Raw genomic sequence first — 15,718 nt, 5'->3', positions numbered from 1 at the left:
CCGGCCGTCAGCGCAGATCCGCGGCGGCGACGTGATCCATGTCGTCGAACGACCGGTTCTCCCCCGCCATCGCCCAGACGAAACCGTACCGGTGCGTGCCCGCTCCACTGTGGATGGACCAGCTCGGGGAGATCACCGCCTGCTCGTTCGCGACCACCAAGTGCCGGGTGCGGTCCGGTTCGCCCAGCAGGTGCAGCACGCGGTGCTCGGCGGGCAGGTCGAAGTACAGGTAGCACTCGGTCCGCCGGTCGTGGGTGTGCGCGGGCATGGTGTTCCAGACACTGCCCGCGGCGAGTTCGGTGACGCCCATGACCAGCTGGTCCGACTCGATCCCCGCCGGGTGCACGTACTTGCGCAGCTCGCGGACGTTCGCGGTGGCCTGCTCGCCGAGCCGTGCGGGTGCGGTGTCGGCGTACCGCGCGATGCGCGTCGGGCGTTCGGTGCGGGCGGGCGCGGAGACCAGGTAGAACCGGGTTCCCGCGCCGCTGAAGGAGATCTCCCGGGTGCCGGGCCCGAAGTAGGCGCAGTCGCGGTGCTCCAGCCGGTGTTCGGCGCCGTCGGCGGTGACGGTGCCCGGGTCGCCGAGCGCGATCACCCCGAGTTCGCGGCGCTCGCAGAAGAACTCGGCGCGCAGCCCGGGTTCCACGCCCAGCCGCAGCGGTTCGCCGGGCAGCGGCACCGCGCCGCCCAGCACCACCCGGTCCTGGTGCGAGTGCACGGTGCGGACCTCACCGGGCGCGAACAGGTCCGGCACCAGGTAGTGCGCGCGCAGCTCGTCGGTGTCGAAGTGCGGGATCTGGGCGGGGTGCGTGGCGTGCCGGTTCTCCATGCGGGGCCTCCTGGGGCGCGGGTGCGGTTCGCCGGAATTGGGCCGGGCGGCCGATAGCCAGTCGCAGGTGATCGGGGTCACCATGGCCGTCACTGAACATGGAACCCCGTTCTGCTTTTCGGAACAACCCGCCGTTCGGCGGGTCCGCGGAGGTCGCCGTGCCGCCCTACCACCAGAACCCCGATCCCACCGGATCCCTGCCGCTGTCCGCACTGCTCGCGCTGCTCCCCCTGGTCACCCTGCTGTTCCTGCTCGGCGGACTGCGCTGGAAGGCGCACTGGGCGGGGCTGGCCACCCTCGGCGTCGCGCTGCTCGTCGCCGTCGGCGCCTACGGCATGCCGCCGCTGCTCGCGATCGACGCCGGGCTGTACGGCATGGCGCAGAGCCTGCTGCTCATCCTCTGGCTCACCTTCAACGCCATCTGGATCTACAACCTGACCGTGCACAGCGGGCACTTCGCGGTGCTGCGCCGGGCGTTCGGCACGCTCGGCGAGGACGTCCGGGTGCAGGCCATCGTCATCGCGTTCTGCTTCGGCGCGCTGCTCGAAGCGCTCGCCGGCGGCGGCGGGCCGGTCGCGATCTGCTCGGTCATGCTCATCGCGCTCGGCGTCGCACCGCTGAAGGCCGCCGCGCTCGCGCTGGTCGCCGACACCGCACCCGTCGCCTTCGGCGGCATGGGCAACCCGATCACCGTGCTCGGCGAGGTCACCGGGCTGCCCGCCGCCGAGTTCGGGGCGGTCGCCGGGCGGCAGGTCTCGGTGCTGGCCGTCGTCGTGCCGTTCGTGCTGCTGCTCGTCGCCGACGGGCGGCGCGGAGTGCGGCAGGCGTGGCCCGCGGCCCTGGTCGGCGGGCTCACGTTCGGCGTGGCCCAATACCTCACCTCGAACCACCTGTCGTACCAGCTCGCCGACATCGTGGCCGCCCTCGCGTCCGCCGGAGCGCTGCTGCTGTTGCTGCGGGTGTGGCGGCCCGCGGAACCCGTCGCGGCGGCGCGGCTCACCGAACGGGGCGGTGTCGCGACCGTCGGGGACGCGGAGCCAACCGGTGGTGGCGAAACCTCCGGCGCCGCACCGGATTCCCGCGCCGAGACGCTCCGCGCCTTCGCCCCCTACATGATCATCGTGCTGGTGTTCGCGCTCGCACAGATCGACGCCGTGAAAGCACCGCTGACGACGTTGACCTTAAGCTTCGACTGGCCTGGGCTGACCGTTCTCGACGCTGCGGGCGGGCCGGTGAGCACCGAGTACGAATTCGCCATCGGCTCCGCCACCGGCACGTTGCTGTTGATCTCCGGGCTGCTGTCGCTGCCGCTGCTGCGGGTCCGGCCCGCCGACGCGCTGCGCGTCTACGGGCGGACCCTGCGGCAGTTCGGCTGGGCGATCCTCGCGATCCTGGCCGTGTTCGCGCTGTCCTACGTGATGAACCTGTCCGGGCAGATCGGCACGCTCGGCGTGTGGCTCGCCGGAACCGGCGCGTTCTTCGCGTTCCTCTCACCCGTCGTCGGCTGGTTCGGAGTGACCATCACCGGCACCGACGCCGGGGCGAACGCCCTGTTCGGCGGATTGCAGACCACCGCGGCCGCGCAGATCGGCGCGGACCCGGTGCTGCTCGGCGCGGCGAACTCCTCCGGTGGCGTGATGGCGAAGATGATCTCGCCGCAGAACCTGGCGATCGGCACCGCGGCGGTCGGCCTGGTCGGCCGCGAAGGCGAGTTGTTCCGCCGCGTCTTCGGCTGGAGCCTGCTGCTCCTGCTGATCATGTGCGGGCTGGTGTACCTGCAATCCACCCCGGTGCTGAGCTGGATGCTGCCCTGACGACGCCCGGGGTGAACGGACCCGGTCTACCGGCCCGTTCACCCCGGCCGCCCAGGAGGGGGCGCCGTCCCCCGGTTCGGGGCAGGGGGACGACACCGCATCACCCGTGGCGGCGCGGCACTGCGGCCACCAGCACCGAACCGAGCAGCAGCAGGCCCGTGCCGGTCCAGAACAGCGGAACCGTGTAGTAGGCCCCGCTGGTCTTGGCGAGCGGCGGGGCTGCGGGGCCCTCCGCGGGCGGCCCGGGCTGCTCGGGTGCCGGAGAGGGCGGCACGTCGCAGTGCACGCCGCCCGCCGGCGCACCGGCGCGCGCGGACTGCTCGCCGAAGGAGACCTCCGCCAGCGCCGCGTCCGGCATGCCGAGCGCCGTGCCGGGCAGCAGCTTCAGGTCGAACATCCGGGCTCCGGCGCGCAGCTCGGTGCCGTTCGCCTGCTGGGTGAGTTCGCCGATGCTCAGCCGCAGCACCCCGATGTCGAGCACGCGGTCGTTCACGGCGGGACCCACGATCGGCAGCTCGCCGGGGACTCCGGGCAGCCCGATCGGCAGGTCCGCCTGCGGGTTCGCCGCGTCCAGCTCGACGAGCTCGCGGCCGCCCTGGGTCACCCGCAGCACCGGAGCCTCGTAGTCGACCGTGGAGGTCGCCGGGTCGCCGGTGGCGGTGACGGTCAGCGTCGGCTCGCTCACCACGTCGACCCGCAGCTCCTGCGGCGTGCCCGACAGCAGCCGCACGCTCGCCAGCTGCATCGTCGAGGTGGAGCGCACCGCCTTGCCGGCCACGCCCGGCACGTCCACCAGTTCGATCTCGGAGTGCGCGCGCACCGCGTCCGGCACGTTCACCAGCGAGCCCGCACCCGATTCGGTCGGTGCTCCGCCGGAGAGCAATCCGCCGAGCCGCGCGGGCGAGCCGGGAGCGCCTGCGAGCGCCGCGGGCTGGTCACCGTCCTGCTGCTGGGTGTCCGGCAGCGCGGGCAGCACGTTCACCGCGGAGAGGCTCGCCAGCGAACTGCTCGATTCCGAGATCGGTGACACGCACGGCCCGAGCCGCTCGTCCCACCGGGCGTGCGCGCTGCCTTCGAGCAGCCCGAGCTTCACCAGCGCGTCCGCGGGGGACGGCGGCGGCTGCACCCCGGTCGTCGCCGGTTCCGCGTGGTCCGGCACCGCGGTCTGCGAGACCGACGCGCCGGGGATCTGCGGTGCCCAGCCGCCGATCGCGGCGCCGAACGGCGAGGCCTCCGCGGTGGCGTGCTCGAAGGCGAAGTACGCCTCGGAGTCGGCCTTCGACTTCGCCAGCCCGAGCCCGAGCTCCAGCATCGCGTTCTTGCGCAGCGCGTCCCGGTACGCGGGATCGTCGAAGATCGTCTGACCGGGGACCGTGCCGGGCAGCACCCGCAGCACGCCGATCCCGGTGCCCGCCTCGGCCGTGATCGGTCCCGGCTGGACCGGCCCGTCGGACGCCGGGGGCTGGTCCGGGTCCACCGGCGTCGGCAGCGGCGTGGTGTCCGCGAACGCCGCGGGCAGGTTCAGCCCGGCGACGGCCAGCGAGACGGCCGTCACGGCGGCGAAACGACGCAGCGGTCGAGCTGATCGCATCCGACCTGCCTTCCCTAGGAGAACCGGTGACGATCGTCACCGAACCTCTCAACGACGAGCGCTCGTCCGAGTGACGGCGAAATTCGACGCAACCGGTGACACCCACCTCGGCGGCCGGCCCGCCCAACCCCTCCGCCGGGGCTGCCGGGGCACCCGCTACACTTGCTCCGCAACGCCGCCTTAGCTCAGTCGGCCAGAGCGACGCACTCGTAATGCGTAGGTCGAGGGTTCGATTCCCTCAGGCGGCTCGCCGAGAAGACCGCAGGCCCACCCCGGTGGACCTGCGGTCTTTTTTCATCCCCGCCCGCGCTCCACCGCGGGCCGTGACCGGAACCGGGTTTCCGCGCTCCCGACGGGGGACCGATCGCGGAAATCGCAGACCACGGCCATTCCACTCGGCCGCACCGAATTCCGCGTCCGCGGGTCATCCGCAGAGATCATCTCGGCATTCGGCGGCATTCGGCCGGGCCGAACTGAACTGCCGGAACGGCGAAGACCGCCGAATGGGAACGACCCCATCGACACCTTCGGAACGGACTCCCGGTCCCGATCCGAACATCGGCGACAACCGGTATCCGGAACGAATCCGGAAAACCGATTCGAGACCGCCCGAGACCAGTTGCCGAATCGACCCGAGAACCAGCCGCACGACTCCGCCGCACACCCCCGAACCACCTGCGACACCGACCGCCGCAGCCGCGGCCGACACCTCGGCGAGCACGCCTCGCGCCCCATAGCAGGAGGGTGCGATGAGCCGACCGTGGCCCACGTGGTTGGGCCGAACGGGCGCGCTGCCACAGTGGAGAGCCCCGATCCGGGGCGAGTAGTCACGGCGACTGAGCACTTGCGCCATCGACTGTTATCACTGGCGGGTTTTGGTGAAGAATCCTCACGACCGACCTGCGGTGATCACATGGTGCAACAGGGTGTAGGCCGATCAGCCCAATCAGCTATCACCCGACCGGTCGATTGTCGTCGTACTTGGGGAACTACTTCGATCACAGTGACGCCGGAAGGATCGATGTGATGGAGCGTTGGGACGCGGGCACGGGCATCATTGGGGGCGGGGTCATCGCCGGGGAAACCCAGCCGCAGGACTGGGAGCGCCGCATCAGCGAGCTGTCCGAACAGCTCTACCGAGCGCGCATCCTGCAACGACTCCTGCTGATCTGGGCCTATCCGGGGAACCTGGCCCTCACCGGGCTCTCGATCTCCGGGATCGTGCTGCTGGCACCCCCGGTGGCGGTCTCGGTGCTGGTCGCGGTGATCCCGGTGGGTTCGGTCGCCGCTTCGGCGCGCACCGCCTACCGGCACCACTTCTCGGTGCGGTCGGTCGCCGCCGAGCTCCGCGAGCTGGAACGCGCGCACCGCGAGCACCAGCTCGACGAGTGGAACGCGGGCGACCTGCTCGGCATGCGCAAGCGCTACCGGGCCGACCTGCCGGACGTGATCGAGCGGTACCGCACCGAAGCGGGCAGGCACCGCTGGAAGGACCACGTCCTGCACACCGTGGTCATCGCCGGTTCGATCATCAGCGCCACCGTCACGGCGGCCTCCGCGGCGGTCGCGGGCGCACGCTGGGCGGCGGTGGCGATCAGCCTGCTGGTGGCGGTCGCGGCGGCGTTCGGCGGCTACGCGAAGTACCGGGAACGCGCCGCGAGCCTGCAGCAGACCGCCGATGTGCTGGAGCGCGAGTACCACTCGGTCGAATTACGCGCGGGCCGGTACAGCAGGTTCGACGACGAAGGCGACGCCTACGCCGAATTCGCCGACACGGTCGAATCGCTGCGCGAAGAACAGGCCAAGCGCCAGCAGCACCTCAACCAGTCCATCGACGTCACGTCCGTCGCCGGACAGTGATTTCGCGATTCGCCGCACCTCACACGAACGGGTCGGAAATCGACCGCTCGCACACTTCTGGTCGACGCACCGCGACGGCTGTGATCGCTGAGTAGTGGCCGGTTTCCGCTCCGTACGCTGCGACCTCTGGCGCACAGGTGAGCGCCTGTGCAGAGAGGAGCAAGGCGATGAAACGCAGCCTCACGACGGCCGCCGCAGTGCTGGCGGGCGCCGGCGCCGTCGGCTTCGCCGGCACCGCGCACGCCGACTCGCAGTTCCCGGCCGAGCTGCCCGTGGACAACGGGATGGCCCAGACCGCCTTCCACGCAGCAGGAACCGTGCACGGCGCGCAGCAGACCGTCGGCGACGTGGTGCGCGCGCCGCAGGCCCTCGCCGAGCAGGCAGGCAGCGCCACCGGCCGCACCGGCGGCGGCAACGTCGTCGGCGACGCGCTGCAGGACTTCACCGAAGCCCACACCCACCCGGTCACCACCCAGGGCGCCCACCTCCCGGTCGGCGGCGTCCTCCCCGCCCCGCAGAGCGCCCGCTCCGGCGTGACGCCGGTGGACGGCATCGCGAAGGACCAGGACGTGCGCGGCATCGTCGACAGCGTCGACGACTTCGGCACCTCGATGATCGGCCTCATCAACTCGCTGCCCGCGGACCAGGTGAACACCAACACCGACTCCCAGAGCGGCCAGCCCGGCAAGCCCGGCACCGGCGGCGAGAACGGCTCCAACGGCCAGCCCGGTGGTAGCAGCAGCGCCGTCAACACCAAGCCGGCCGTGGCCGGCACGCCCAAGAGCGGCCTGCTCGACCTGAGCAACGCGGGCGGCGTGGTCGGCAAGCCGCTGGCCGACGGCCTGGCAGGCACCCCGCTGGCCGGCCTCGCCGGCCTCGGTCAGCGCGGCTGACCCACGAGACCACGGCCCCCGCGCTCTGGGAGGAGGGTGCGGGGGCCTTTCTCTGCGCGCGGTCGGTCCTCGGGCGTAGTCGACCCCGGGCACGATCAGCCCTGGCCCGGGGCCAACCCTGCGGACGCTCAGCCCGGCGAACGGCAGACCTCGGGCGCACGATCAGCCCTAGGCTCGCGATCATGCCTGTTCGCACGGTCAGCCCGGGTGCAAGGTCAGCCCTGCGCACGGCCGGCCAGGGTGCACGGTCAGCCCCCGTGGAAGGTCAGCCCTCTGGAAGGCCAGCCCTCGTGCACGGTCAGCCCTGGTGCAGGGTCGCGACCATCGCCTCTACCGCGATGATCGGCTTCACGTTCCGGGTGAGCGCGGTGCGGCACTCCAACACCGCCTCCAGCCGCCGCAACGTCGACTCCGATGTCCACTGCGACGCGGCCTTCGCCACGTCCGAGGCGTAGTCCGGGTGGTTCAGCGGTGCCGGTGAGCCCGACCGGGACACCAAGACGTCCCGGTAGAACCCGGCGAGGTCCACCAGCGCCAGGTCCAGCGCGTCGCGCTGCGAGCGCGTGGCGCGCGACTTCTGCTTCTTCTCCAGCTCCTTCAGCGCCGCGTTCGCGCCGCGGGTGGCCGAAGCCGTGCCCTTGCCGGTGCCGCCCGCGCCCATCGCGGTGCGCAGCTCGTCCTTCTCCGCCTCGTTGCGGTCCTCGTTCGCCGAGGTCGCCTCCGTCTCGGAGGACTTCACCAGCCCACTCGCCGCGGTGAACACGTCGGAGAACCGGCGCAGCCCCACCGGAATGCTCAGCACCCGGTCCCGCCGATCCCGCGCCTCCTGGTCGGTGGCCAGCCGCCGGGCCCGGCCGATGTGCCCGCCGCACACCGACGCCGCCCAGCGGGCCGTCTCGTCGTCGACGTCATCGCGCTCCCGCAGCACCTCGGCGATCGCCCCGGCCAGCGGGGTGCGCAGCTGCATCGCGCGGCACCGGGAGCGGATCGTGACCGGCACGTCCTCCGGGTGGTCCGAGGGCGCGCACAGCAGGAACACGGTGCGGTCCGGCGGTTCTTCGACGGCCTTCAGCAGCGCGTTCGCCGCGCCTTCGGTGAGCCGGTCCGAGTCCTCGATCAGCACCACCCGCCACTGGCCGGTGGTGGGCCTGCGCGCCGCGGCCTGCACCAGGGACCGCATCTCGCGCACCGAGATCGTCAGGCCTTCCGGCACCACGACCTTCACGTCCGCGTGCGTCCCCGCCTGCACCGTCCGGCAGGCCGAACAGCGGCCGCAACCGGGCTGTTCGCCCGGCTCCAGGCACTGCAGCGCTGCGGCGAACGCGCGGGCGGCGACCGAACGACCCGAACCGGGTGGCCCGGTGAACAGCCACGCGTGCGTCATCGCGCCCGCCGGAGCAGGCTCGCCGCGGACCTGGAGGTGGGCGGCCTGCGCGGCGGCGAACAGGATGCGCACCGCGTCGGGCTGGCCGACGATGTCCGCCCACACTCCGGTGGCCGGGGGGACTTCGCCCGCTACCGGGTCGGGGGACTGCGCCACCACGTCACCTCCGGAGTCGTCGCGCCGCCTGCGTCGACACGCACTGTACGAGGCCGCGCCGACACCGGATCAGCGACCCGGCGCCCCCGGAGCCGCGGTCAGCTGCCGCTGGTGGACGAGGTGCTGCGGGTCGAGGACGAGCGGGAACCGCTCGCCCGGGACGCCGGGCTATTCGTCGACTTCGCGGTGCTGCTCTTCGCGGTGCCGGACTTCGCGGTGGTGGACTTCGCGGTGGTGGACTTCGACGTCCCCGACTTGGTCGCGGTCGACTTCGACGCCGTCTTGGTCGTCGACTTCTTCGCCGTCGTCTTCGTGCCCGTGCTCTTCGTCGACTTCGCCGTGCTGCTCTTCGCGGTCGACTTCGTCGTCTTCTTCTTCGCCGGGGCCTTCGCCCGCCGCTCCGCGATCAGCTCGACGGCCCGGTCCATGGTCAGCGATTCGACCTCGTCGCCCTTGCGCAGCGAGGCGTTCGTCTCGCCGTCGGTGACGTACGGGCCGAACCGGCCGTCCTTGATGACCAGCGGCTTGCCGGTGTCCGGCTCCTCGCCGAGCTCCCGCAGCGGCGGTGCCGCGGCCCGGCGGCCGCGCTGCTTCGGCTGGGCGTAGATCTTCAGCGCCTCGTCGACGGTCACCGTGAAGATCTGGTCCTCGGTCTCCAGCGACCGCGAATCGGTCCCGCGCTTGAGGTACGGGCCGTAGCGGCCGTTCTGCGCGGTGATCTCCTCACCGGACTCCGGGTCGGTGCCCACCACGCGCGGCAGCGACAGCAGCTTCAGCGCGTCGTCGATGGTCACGGTGTCCAGCGACATCGACTTGAGCAAGCTTCCGGTGCGCGGCTTCGACTTGTCGCCCTCGGGCAGGACCTCGGTGACGTACGGGCCGAACCGGCCCTCCTTCGCCATCACCTCGTGGCCGGTCTCCGGGTCGGTGCCGAGGCTGCGGCCCTCCATCGGCGTCGCGAACAGCTTCTCCGCGACCTCCGAGCTGAGCTCGTCCGGTGGCAGGTCGTCCGGCAGGTTCGCCCGCTGCGACTCCTCCGCGCTCAGCGGCCGCTCCAGGTACGGGCCGTAGCGGCCCACCCGCACGTAGACGGTGCGGCCCTCGTCGTCGGTGAACATCGGGATGGAATTCACCTCGCGGGCGTCGATCTGCTCCACGCTGGAACCGACGAGCTTCTTGAGCCCGCCCGCGCGGCCGATCGAATCGCCCGGACCGACCTCACCGCCGAAGTAGAAGCCGGACAGCCACTTGGTGCGCTGCTGGCGGCCCTCGGCGATGCGGTCCAGCTCGTCCTCCAGCGCCGCGGTGAAGTCGTAGTCCACCAGCCTGCCGAAGTGCTGCTCCATCAGCCCGACCACGGCGAACGCCACCCAGGACGGGACCAGCGCGGAGCCCTTCTTCCACACGTAGCCGCGCTCCTGCACGGTGCTGATGATCGACGCGTAGGTGGAGGGGCGGCCGATGCCCAGCTCCTCCAGCGCCTTCACCAGGCTCGCCTCGGTGTAGCGGGCGGGCGGGTTCGTGCTGTGCCCGTCCGGCTCCAGCTCGGCCGCGGTGATCGCCTGGCCCTGGCTGAGCCGCGGCAGCCGCGACTCGGCGTCGTCGGCGACCCCACCGGCCTCCGAGTCCACCGACTCCACGTACGCCTTGAGGAACCCGGCGAAGGTGATGGTGCGGCCGGACGCGGCGAACGTGCACTCCTCGCCGGAGGTCGCGGTGCCGGTGATGCGCACCGACAGCGTGGTGCCCTTCGCGTCCGCCATCTGCGAGGCGATGGTGCGCTGCCAGATCAGCTCGTAGAGCTTGAACCCGTCGACGTCCAGCTCGTTCGCGACCTGGCCGGGGGTGCGGAAGCTCTCGCCCGCCGGGCGGATCGCCTCGTGCGCCTCCTGGGCGTTCTTGACCTTGCGGTTGTACTGGCGGGGCTGCGGCGACAGGTGGCTGTCCCCGTAGAGCTCCCTGGCCTGGTTGCGCGCCGCGCTGATCGCCGTCTCGGACAGCGTCGTCGAGTCGGTACGCATGTAGGTGATGTAGCCGTTCTCGTACAGCCGCTGCGCGGTGCGCATCGTGCGGTCCGCCGAGAAGCGCAGCTTGCGGCTCGCCTCCTGCTGCAGCGTGGAGGTCATGAACGGCGCGTACGGCTTCCGCGTGTACGGCTTCTCCTCGACGCTGGAGACGCTGAGCCGCGCGTCGGTGAGCGCGGTCGCGAGGCGCCGCGCCTCCTGCTCGTCCAGCGGCTTCACGTCGGCGTTCTTCAACCGGCCGTCCGGGCCGAAGTCGCGCCCGGTGGCGACCTTCGAGCCGTCCACCGTGACCAGGCGAGCGCCGAAGCGCGGCGGCTCAGCGCTCGCGCCGGCGTCCATCGTCGCCGAGATGTCCCAGTAGGAGGCGGGCACGAACCTGATGCGCTCCCGCTCCCGCTCCACCACGATCCGGGTGGCCACGGACTGCACGCGGCCCGCCGAGAGCTTCGGCATGACCTTCTTCCACAGCACCGGGCTGACCTCGTAGCCGTACAGCCGGTCCAGGATGCGGCGGGTCTCCTGCGCGTCGACCAGGTCCTGGTCGAGGTCGCGCGGGTTCGCGGCGGCGGCCTGGATGGCGGACTCGGTGATCTCGTGGAACACCATGCGCCGGACCGGCACCTTCGGCTTCAGCGTCTCCATCAGGTGCCAGGCGATCGCCTCGCCCTCGCGGTCGCCGTCCGTCGCGAGGTAGAGCTCGTCGACTTCCTTCAGCGCGTCCTTCAGCTCGCTGACCGTGGCCTTCTTGTCCGCGGTCACCAGGTACAGCGGCTCGAAGTCGTTCTCCACGTCCACGCCGAGGCGCGCCCAGGACTGACCCTTGTACTTGGCGGGCACGTCGGCGGCGCCGCGCGGCAGGTCGCGGATGTGCCCCCGGGAGGACTCGACCACGAAGTTGGCGCCCAGGTAGGAGGCGATCTTGCGTGCCTTGGCCGGGGACTCGACGATGACCAACCGCCGACGTCCGGAGTCCGTCCCGCCGGAGGACCCCGAAGCCCGGCCGTTACCGCCGCTCTGCTTCGCCCGTGTCGACCCAGCCACGCTTACCTGCTCTCTTCTCGCGGAGGCGTCCGATCCGCCAGTGTGCACCGCATAGCACCCCGGGTGCCGCACCCAGGGAGGCACAGCGTGGCACACAACACGCCTGCGCTCGCGCCTTTCGTTCCGTACGAACGTATCGGGTGCCGGTCGTGTTCCGTTGCGTGACCTGCCCCGACCTGTGGCGTGATCCTCAGGAGACGAGTGGCCACGTTCGCTCGATCGCACCATCGGGTGTCGGGCCGACCAGCTCCGCGAGCCGCTCGATCCGGCGCCGTCCGGTGACGCGCAGCGCAGGTCCGCCCGCCCGTGGACCCATGCACCGCGCGGGCAGTCCGGCCCTGGCCAGGGCCACCGCGAGCGGCTCGTAGGTCTCCGGCGCGTGCGGGTCCAGGCCGAGCAGGTACCCGCCCGGCACCGGCCTGCCCGCGGCCAGCGCCCACAACCGCAGCGCCGCCCCGTCCGGGGCGAAGTCCGCGGGGACCGACTTCACCGCGCCGCGCAGCCACTGGCCGGCCAGGCCGGTCAGGTCGGCGCGGAACGCGGTTCGCACCAGAGGGTGACCCTCTTCGGAGCGACCGAGCTCGGCCGCCACCCCGCGGTCGTCGCAGGCGCGCACCAGCGAGCGGGCGCGCCAGTCGTCGACGACCACCACGGACAGCCGGGCCGCGGTGCCGCGGCCGAACCCGACGGCCTGACCCGGGCCGCACAGCAATCCCGCGAGGTCGGCCACCCGGGGGTGGCGAGCCTCGGCGGAAAAGAAGGACAGCTGGTCCACGATGCGTGATCGTAGAACGTCCGTTCGAGCTTGACCAGGGCCTCCGCCCGGACGAGGGATCGATCAGCCCCGTTCGGGCGGGATCGGCGGCCGTCAGCCCGGGGGCTGCTGCTGCGGCTGCTGCTGTTGCTGCTGGAGCTGCTGCTCCTGCTGGGCGGCCGTCGCGGTCAGCTGCTGGCACTGCGGCGCCTTCATCGCGGCGTCGTTGAGCTGCTGGTTCTTGGAGAACTCGGCGAACTGCGCGCTGAAGTCGAGCTGCTGGCCCTTCTTCAGCTCGTCCTGCACCCCGGTCATGCCGGTGGTGAACGCCTGCTCGTTGGAGGTGTCGACCTGCTCGGCCTTGCCCTTCGCCGCGGACAGGATGTCGCGGACCTGGGTGAACCCGTCCACGAACGTGCCTGCCACCTGATCGGCGCCCTGGATCGGCGAGGGGCCGATCTGCTGCAGCCCGGTGACCGTCTGGTCCGCGGCGTCGTGCGCGGCGGTCATCTGCGCGATCGACGAGGCCTTGAAGGTCTCGGTGTTCGTCTTGTCCACCTGCGGGGACTGCTGCTGCGCGGCGGAGAAACCGCCGACGAGACCGCACAGCTGCCCGGCCCAGGCCACGCCGTCGGCGCTCGCCTGCGCGGGCTCGCCCTGCTCCTGCTGCTGCGGCTGTTGCTGCTGTTCCTGCTGCGGCGGGGCGGGCTGCTGCGGTTCGCCCTGGGAGCAGCCGGCCAGCGCCAGCGGGACCGCGGCGAGCACCGCGACGGACGTCGAACGGATATTCATGCGCATTCCCTCAGGTCGGGTCGACGTGCTCCCCGACTCTCCCGCACCCGGACGGCCGCCCCCGGAACCGGGGCCCCGCCGAACGGAGTTCCACCAGCGCACACGCCGGAGGGGCGCCCGGCGAGCTCGCCGAACGCCCCTCCCCGCCGCACCGCGCCCGCAGGCCGGGCGGCGCCGATCAGGTCGCGCCGTTGACGATCTTGTCGTCGTCCGCGGGCGCGTCCGAGATCGCCGTGCTGCGCCGCTTGGACACCACGATGGCGCCCACCACGACCAGCGCCGCCACCACCGCGATCGCGATCCGCATCGCGGGCGACGCCGAATCGCCCACCGACAGCGTGACCACCGCAGGGGCGATCAGCACCGACACCAGGTTCATCACCTTCAGCAGCGGGTTGATCGCCGGGCCCGCGGTGTCCTTGAACGGGTCGCCGACGGTGTCGCCGATGACCGTGGCCGCGTGCGCCTCGGACCCCTTGCCGCCGTGGTGCCCGTCCTCGACCAGCTTCTTCGAGTTGTCCCAGGCACCACCGGAGTTCGCCAGGAAGATCGCCATCAGCGTGCCCGTGGCGATCGCACCGGCCAGGTACCCGGCCAGCGGGCCCACGCCCAGGCCGAAGCCCACCGCGATCGGCGCCAGCACCGCCAGCAGCCCGGGCGTGGCCAGCTCCCGCAACGAGTCGCGGGTGCAGATGTCGACCACCCGGTGGTACTCCGGACGAGTGGAGCCGTCCATGATCCCCGGGTTCTGCTTGAACTGCCGCCGCACCTCGTAGACCACGGCGCCCGCCGCCCGGGACACCGCGTTGATCGCCAGCCCGGAGAACAGGAACACCACCGCGGCCCCGATCACGATGCCGACCAGCACGTTCGGCGCGAACACCTGGTACGCGTCCGCGGTGATCGTGCTGGAGACCGCGCGGGCCGCCTGCACGATCGCGTCCTGGTAGGCGCCGAACAGCGCGGTCGCCGCCAGCACGGCGGTGGCGATCGCGATGCCCTTGGTGATCGCCTTCGTGGTGTTGCCGACCGCGTCCAGCTCGGTCAGGATCTTCGCCCCGTCGCCCTCGAACTCACCGGACATCTCCGCGATGCCCTGCGCGTTGTCCGCCACCGGGCCGAAGGTGTCCATCGCGACGATCACGCCGACCGTGGTCAGCAGGCCGCACCCGGCCAGCGCGATCGCGAACAGCGCCACCGTCAGCGTCGTGGACAGCAGGAAGGCGCCGAACACCGCCGCGCCGATCACCAGCGCCGTGTACACGGACGACTCGAACCCGACCGACAGGCCGGTGAGGATCACCGTGGCCGCACCGGTCTTCGACGATTCGCCGACGTCCTGCACCGGGCGGTGCTCGGTGGCGGTGAAGTAGCCGGTCAGCTTGAGGATCACCGCGGCCAGCAGGATGCCGATGAGCACCGCGGCGAGCGCGATCAGCGCCGGGCTGCCGCTGGCACCCGCGACCTCCGGGGAGGCCCCGGCCAGCTCGGAGAACGAGCTCGGCAGGTACACCAGCGCGGCCACCGCGCACAGCACCGCCGAGATCCCCGCGGAGATGAAGAAGGAGCGGTTGATCGCGGTCAGCGCGCTCTCCCCCGCCTTGGCCTTCGTCAGGTACACGCCGATCACCGCGGTGACCACGCCGATCGCGGGCACGATCAGCGGGAACAGCAGCCCCTTCAGCCCGAACGCGGCGGTCCCGAGGATCAGCGACGCCACCAGCGTCACCGCGTAGGACTCGAACAGGTCCGCGGCCATGCCCGCGCAGTCGCCCACGTTGTCCCCGACGTTGTCGGCGATCGTCGCGGCGTTCCGCGGGTCGTCCTCCGGGATGTCCTGCTCGACCTTGCCGACCAGGTCCGCACCCACGTCGGCGGCCTTGGTGAAGATGCCGCCGCCGACCCGCATGAACATCGCCAGCAGCGCGGCACCGAAGCCGAAGCCCTCCAGCACCCGCGGCGCCTCGCCCGCGTAGACGAGCACGACCAGCGCCGCACCGAACAACCCGAGGCCGACGGTGGTCATACCGACCACGCCACCGGTGCGGAACGCGACCCGCATCGCCTTCTCCCGGCCTGCGCCGGGATCGTTCGACGCGGCCGCGACCCGCACGTTCGCGCGGGTGGACAGCCACATGCCGAGGTAGCCGATGGCAGCGGAGAACGCCGCGCCGAACAGGAAGAAGATCGACCGGCCGATGCGTTCGCCGGTGCTGTTCGCGGGGAGCACGAACAGCACGAGGAACACCACGACGGCGAATCCGGCCAGCGTCCGGAACTGCCGGTTGAGGTACGCGGAGGCGCCTTCCTGCACCGCCTGCGAGATCTGCTGCATCTTGGCCGAACCCTGGCCGGCCGCCAGCACCTCCTTGATCAGCACGTAGCCGAAGGCCAGCGCCGCCAAGGCGATGATCAGGACCACGCCGACGACGGCGTAGTCGGAGCCGCTGAGATCGAACGCACCGGGGGCGTTCTGCGCGAGGTCCATCCGGTGCGTCGGGCTCGGTGGTGCCGTGCCCTGGGCGACCCAGCCGGGCTGGACCGGGGACAGCAGGGACATCCGTCCTCCTCGGGTGTGGC

The 15,718-nt window shown here is 71.7% G+C and carries 10 protein-coding genes and 1 tRNA gene; 4 read left to right on the top strand and 7 right to left on the bottom strand.

Translation table 11 applies throughout. The annotated features are described in order from the left end of the window. Window positions 1–7: 7 nt before the first annotated feature. Window positions 8–829: a 5-dehydro-4-deoxy-D-glucuronate isomerase gene (gene kduI / locus ABZ805_RS05730; protein ID WP_358434894.1), complete on the bottom strand. Its 822-nt coding sequence runs from the start codon at window positions 827–829 to the stop codon at window positions 8–10. A 158-nt stretch (window positions 830–987) separates the two neighbouring features. On the opposite strand from kduI, the gene ABZ805_RS05725 reads away from it, so the two are divergent. After that, window positions 988–2,643 (top strand): L-lactate permease, encoded by a 1,656-nt coding sequence (locus tag ABZ805_RS05725; protein ID WP_358434891.1) that lies wholly within the window; start codon window positions 988–990, stop codon window positions 2,641–2,643. Between the two features lie 100 nt (window positions 2,644–2,743). On the opposite strand, the gene ABZ805_RS05720 is transcribed toward ABZ805_RS05725, so the two are convergent. Then, window positions 2,744–4,234, bottom strand: coding sequence for a hypothetical protein (locus tag ABZ805_RS05720; protein WP_358434888.1), 1,491 nt, complete (start codon window positions 4,232–4,234; stop codon window positions 2,744–2,746). A 174-nt stretch (window positions 4,235–4,408) separates the two neighbouring features. Between ABZ805_RS05720 and ABZ805_RS05715 the strand changes: the two genes are divergently transcribed. The 3 genes from ABZ805_RS05715 to ABZ805_RS05705 all read left to right on the top strand — a co-directional run bounded on the left by ABZ805_RS05715 (window position 4,409) and on the right by ABZ805_RS05705 (window position 6,987). Beyond that, a tRNA-Thr gene (locus tag ABZ805_RS05715) sits at window positions 4,409–4,482 on the top strand. 778 nt (window positions 4,483–5,260) lie between these two features. Next, the gene (locus ABZ805_RS05710) at window positions 5,261–6,094 is read left to right on the top strand and encodes a DUF4231 domain-containing protein (RefSeq protein WP_358434885.1); all 834 of its coding nucleotides are present in this window, start codon (window positions 5,261–5,263) and stop codon (window positions 6,092–6,094) included. A 167-nt stretch (window positions 6,095–6,261) separates the two neighbouring features. Then, a complete protein-coding gene (locus ABZ805_RS05705) occupies window positions 6,262–6,987 on the top strand; it encodes a hypothetical protein (protein WP_358434882.1) in 726 nt (241 codons plus the stop codon). A gap of 298 nt (window positions 6,988–7,285) precedes the next feature. Here the strand turns inward: ABZ805_RS05705 and ABZ805_RS05700 are convergent, their stop codons facing one another. From ABZ805_RS05700 to ABZ805_RS05680, 5 genes are all read right to left on the bottom strand, one after another. Beyond that, window positions 7,286–8,527: a DNA polymerase III subunit delta' gene (locus tag ABZ805_RS05700; protein WP_358434879.1), complete on the bottom strand. Its 1,242-nt coding sequence runs from the start codon at window positions 8,525–8,527 to the stop codon at window positions 7,286–7,288. A 98-nt stretch (window positions 8,528–8,625) separates the two neighbouring features. Beyond that, on the bottom strand, window positions 8,626–11,505 hold the full coding sequence (gene topA, locus ABZ805_RS05695; RefSeq protein WP_358434877.1) for a type I DNA topoisomerase: 2,880 nt from the start codon (window positions 11,503–11,505) through the stop codon (window positions 8,626–8,628). Window positions 11,506–11,782: 277 nt separating this feature from the next. Continuing rightward, a complete protein-coding gene (locus ABZ805_RS05690) occupies window positions 11,783–12,367 on the bottom strand; it encodes a hypothetical protein (RefSeq protein ID WP_358434874.1) in 585 nt (194 codons plus the stop codon). A gap of 93 nt (window positions 12,368–12,460) precedes the next feature. Next, window positions 12,461–13,138 (bottom strand): hypothetical protein, encoded by a 678-nt coding sequence (locus ABZ805_RS05685; protein WP_358434871.1) that lies wholly within the window; start codon window positions 13,136–13,138, stop codon window positions 12,461–12,463. A 178-nt stretch (window positions 13,139–13,316) separates the two neighbouring features. Beyond that, the gene (locus tag ABZ805_RS05680) at window positions 13,317–15,626 is read right to left on the bottom strand and encodes a sodium-translocating pyrophosphatase (protein ID WP_358435086.1); all 2,310 of its coding nucleotides are present in this window, start codon (window positions 15,624–15,626) and stop codon (window positions 13,317–13,319) included. Window positions 15,627–15,718 lie beyond the last annotated feature (92 nt).

The sequence above is a fragment of the Saccharopolyspora sp. NPDC047091 genome, from assembly GCF_040643635.1.
Taxonomy (GTDB): domain Bacteria; phylum Actinomycetota; class Actinomycetes; order Mycobacteriales; family Pseudonocardiaceae; genus Saccharopolyspora_C.
Note: the sequence above shows the minus strand (reverse complement) of the source record. Positions and strands in the feature narration are given on the sequence as shown.

Coding starts and splice junctions, on each gene's coding strand:
- ABZ805_RS05680 (WP_358435086.1), bottom strand. CDS start 15,626: ATGGACCTCGCGCAGAACGCCCCCGGTGCGTTCGATCTCAGCGGCTCC.
- ABZ805_RS05705 (WP_358434882.1), top strand. CDS start 6,262: ATGAAACGCAGCCTCACGACGGCCGCCGCAGTGCTGGCGGGCGCCGGC.
- kduI (WP_358434894.1), bottom strand. CDS start 829: ATGGAGAACCGGCACGCCACGCACCCCGCCCAGATCCCGCACTTCGAC.
- ABZ805_RS05720 (WP_358434888.1), bottom strand. CDS start 4,234: ATGCGATCAGCTCGACCGCTGCGTCGTTTCGCCGCCGTGACGGCCGTC.
- ABZ805_RS05685 (WP_358434871.1), bottom strand. CDS start 13,138: ATGAATATCCGTTCGACGTCCGTCGCGGTGCTCGCCGCGGTCCCGCTG.
- ABZ805_RS05710 (WP_358434885.1), top strand. CDS start 5,261: ATGGAGCGTTGGGACGCGGGCACGGGCATCATTGGGGGCGGGGTCATC.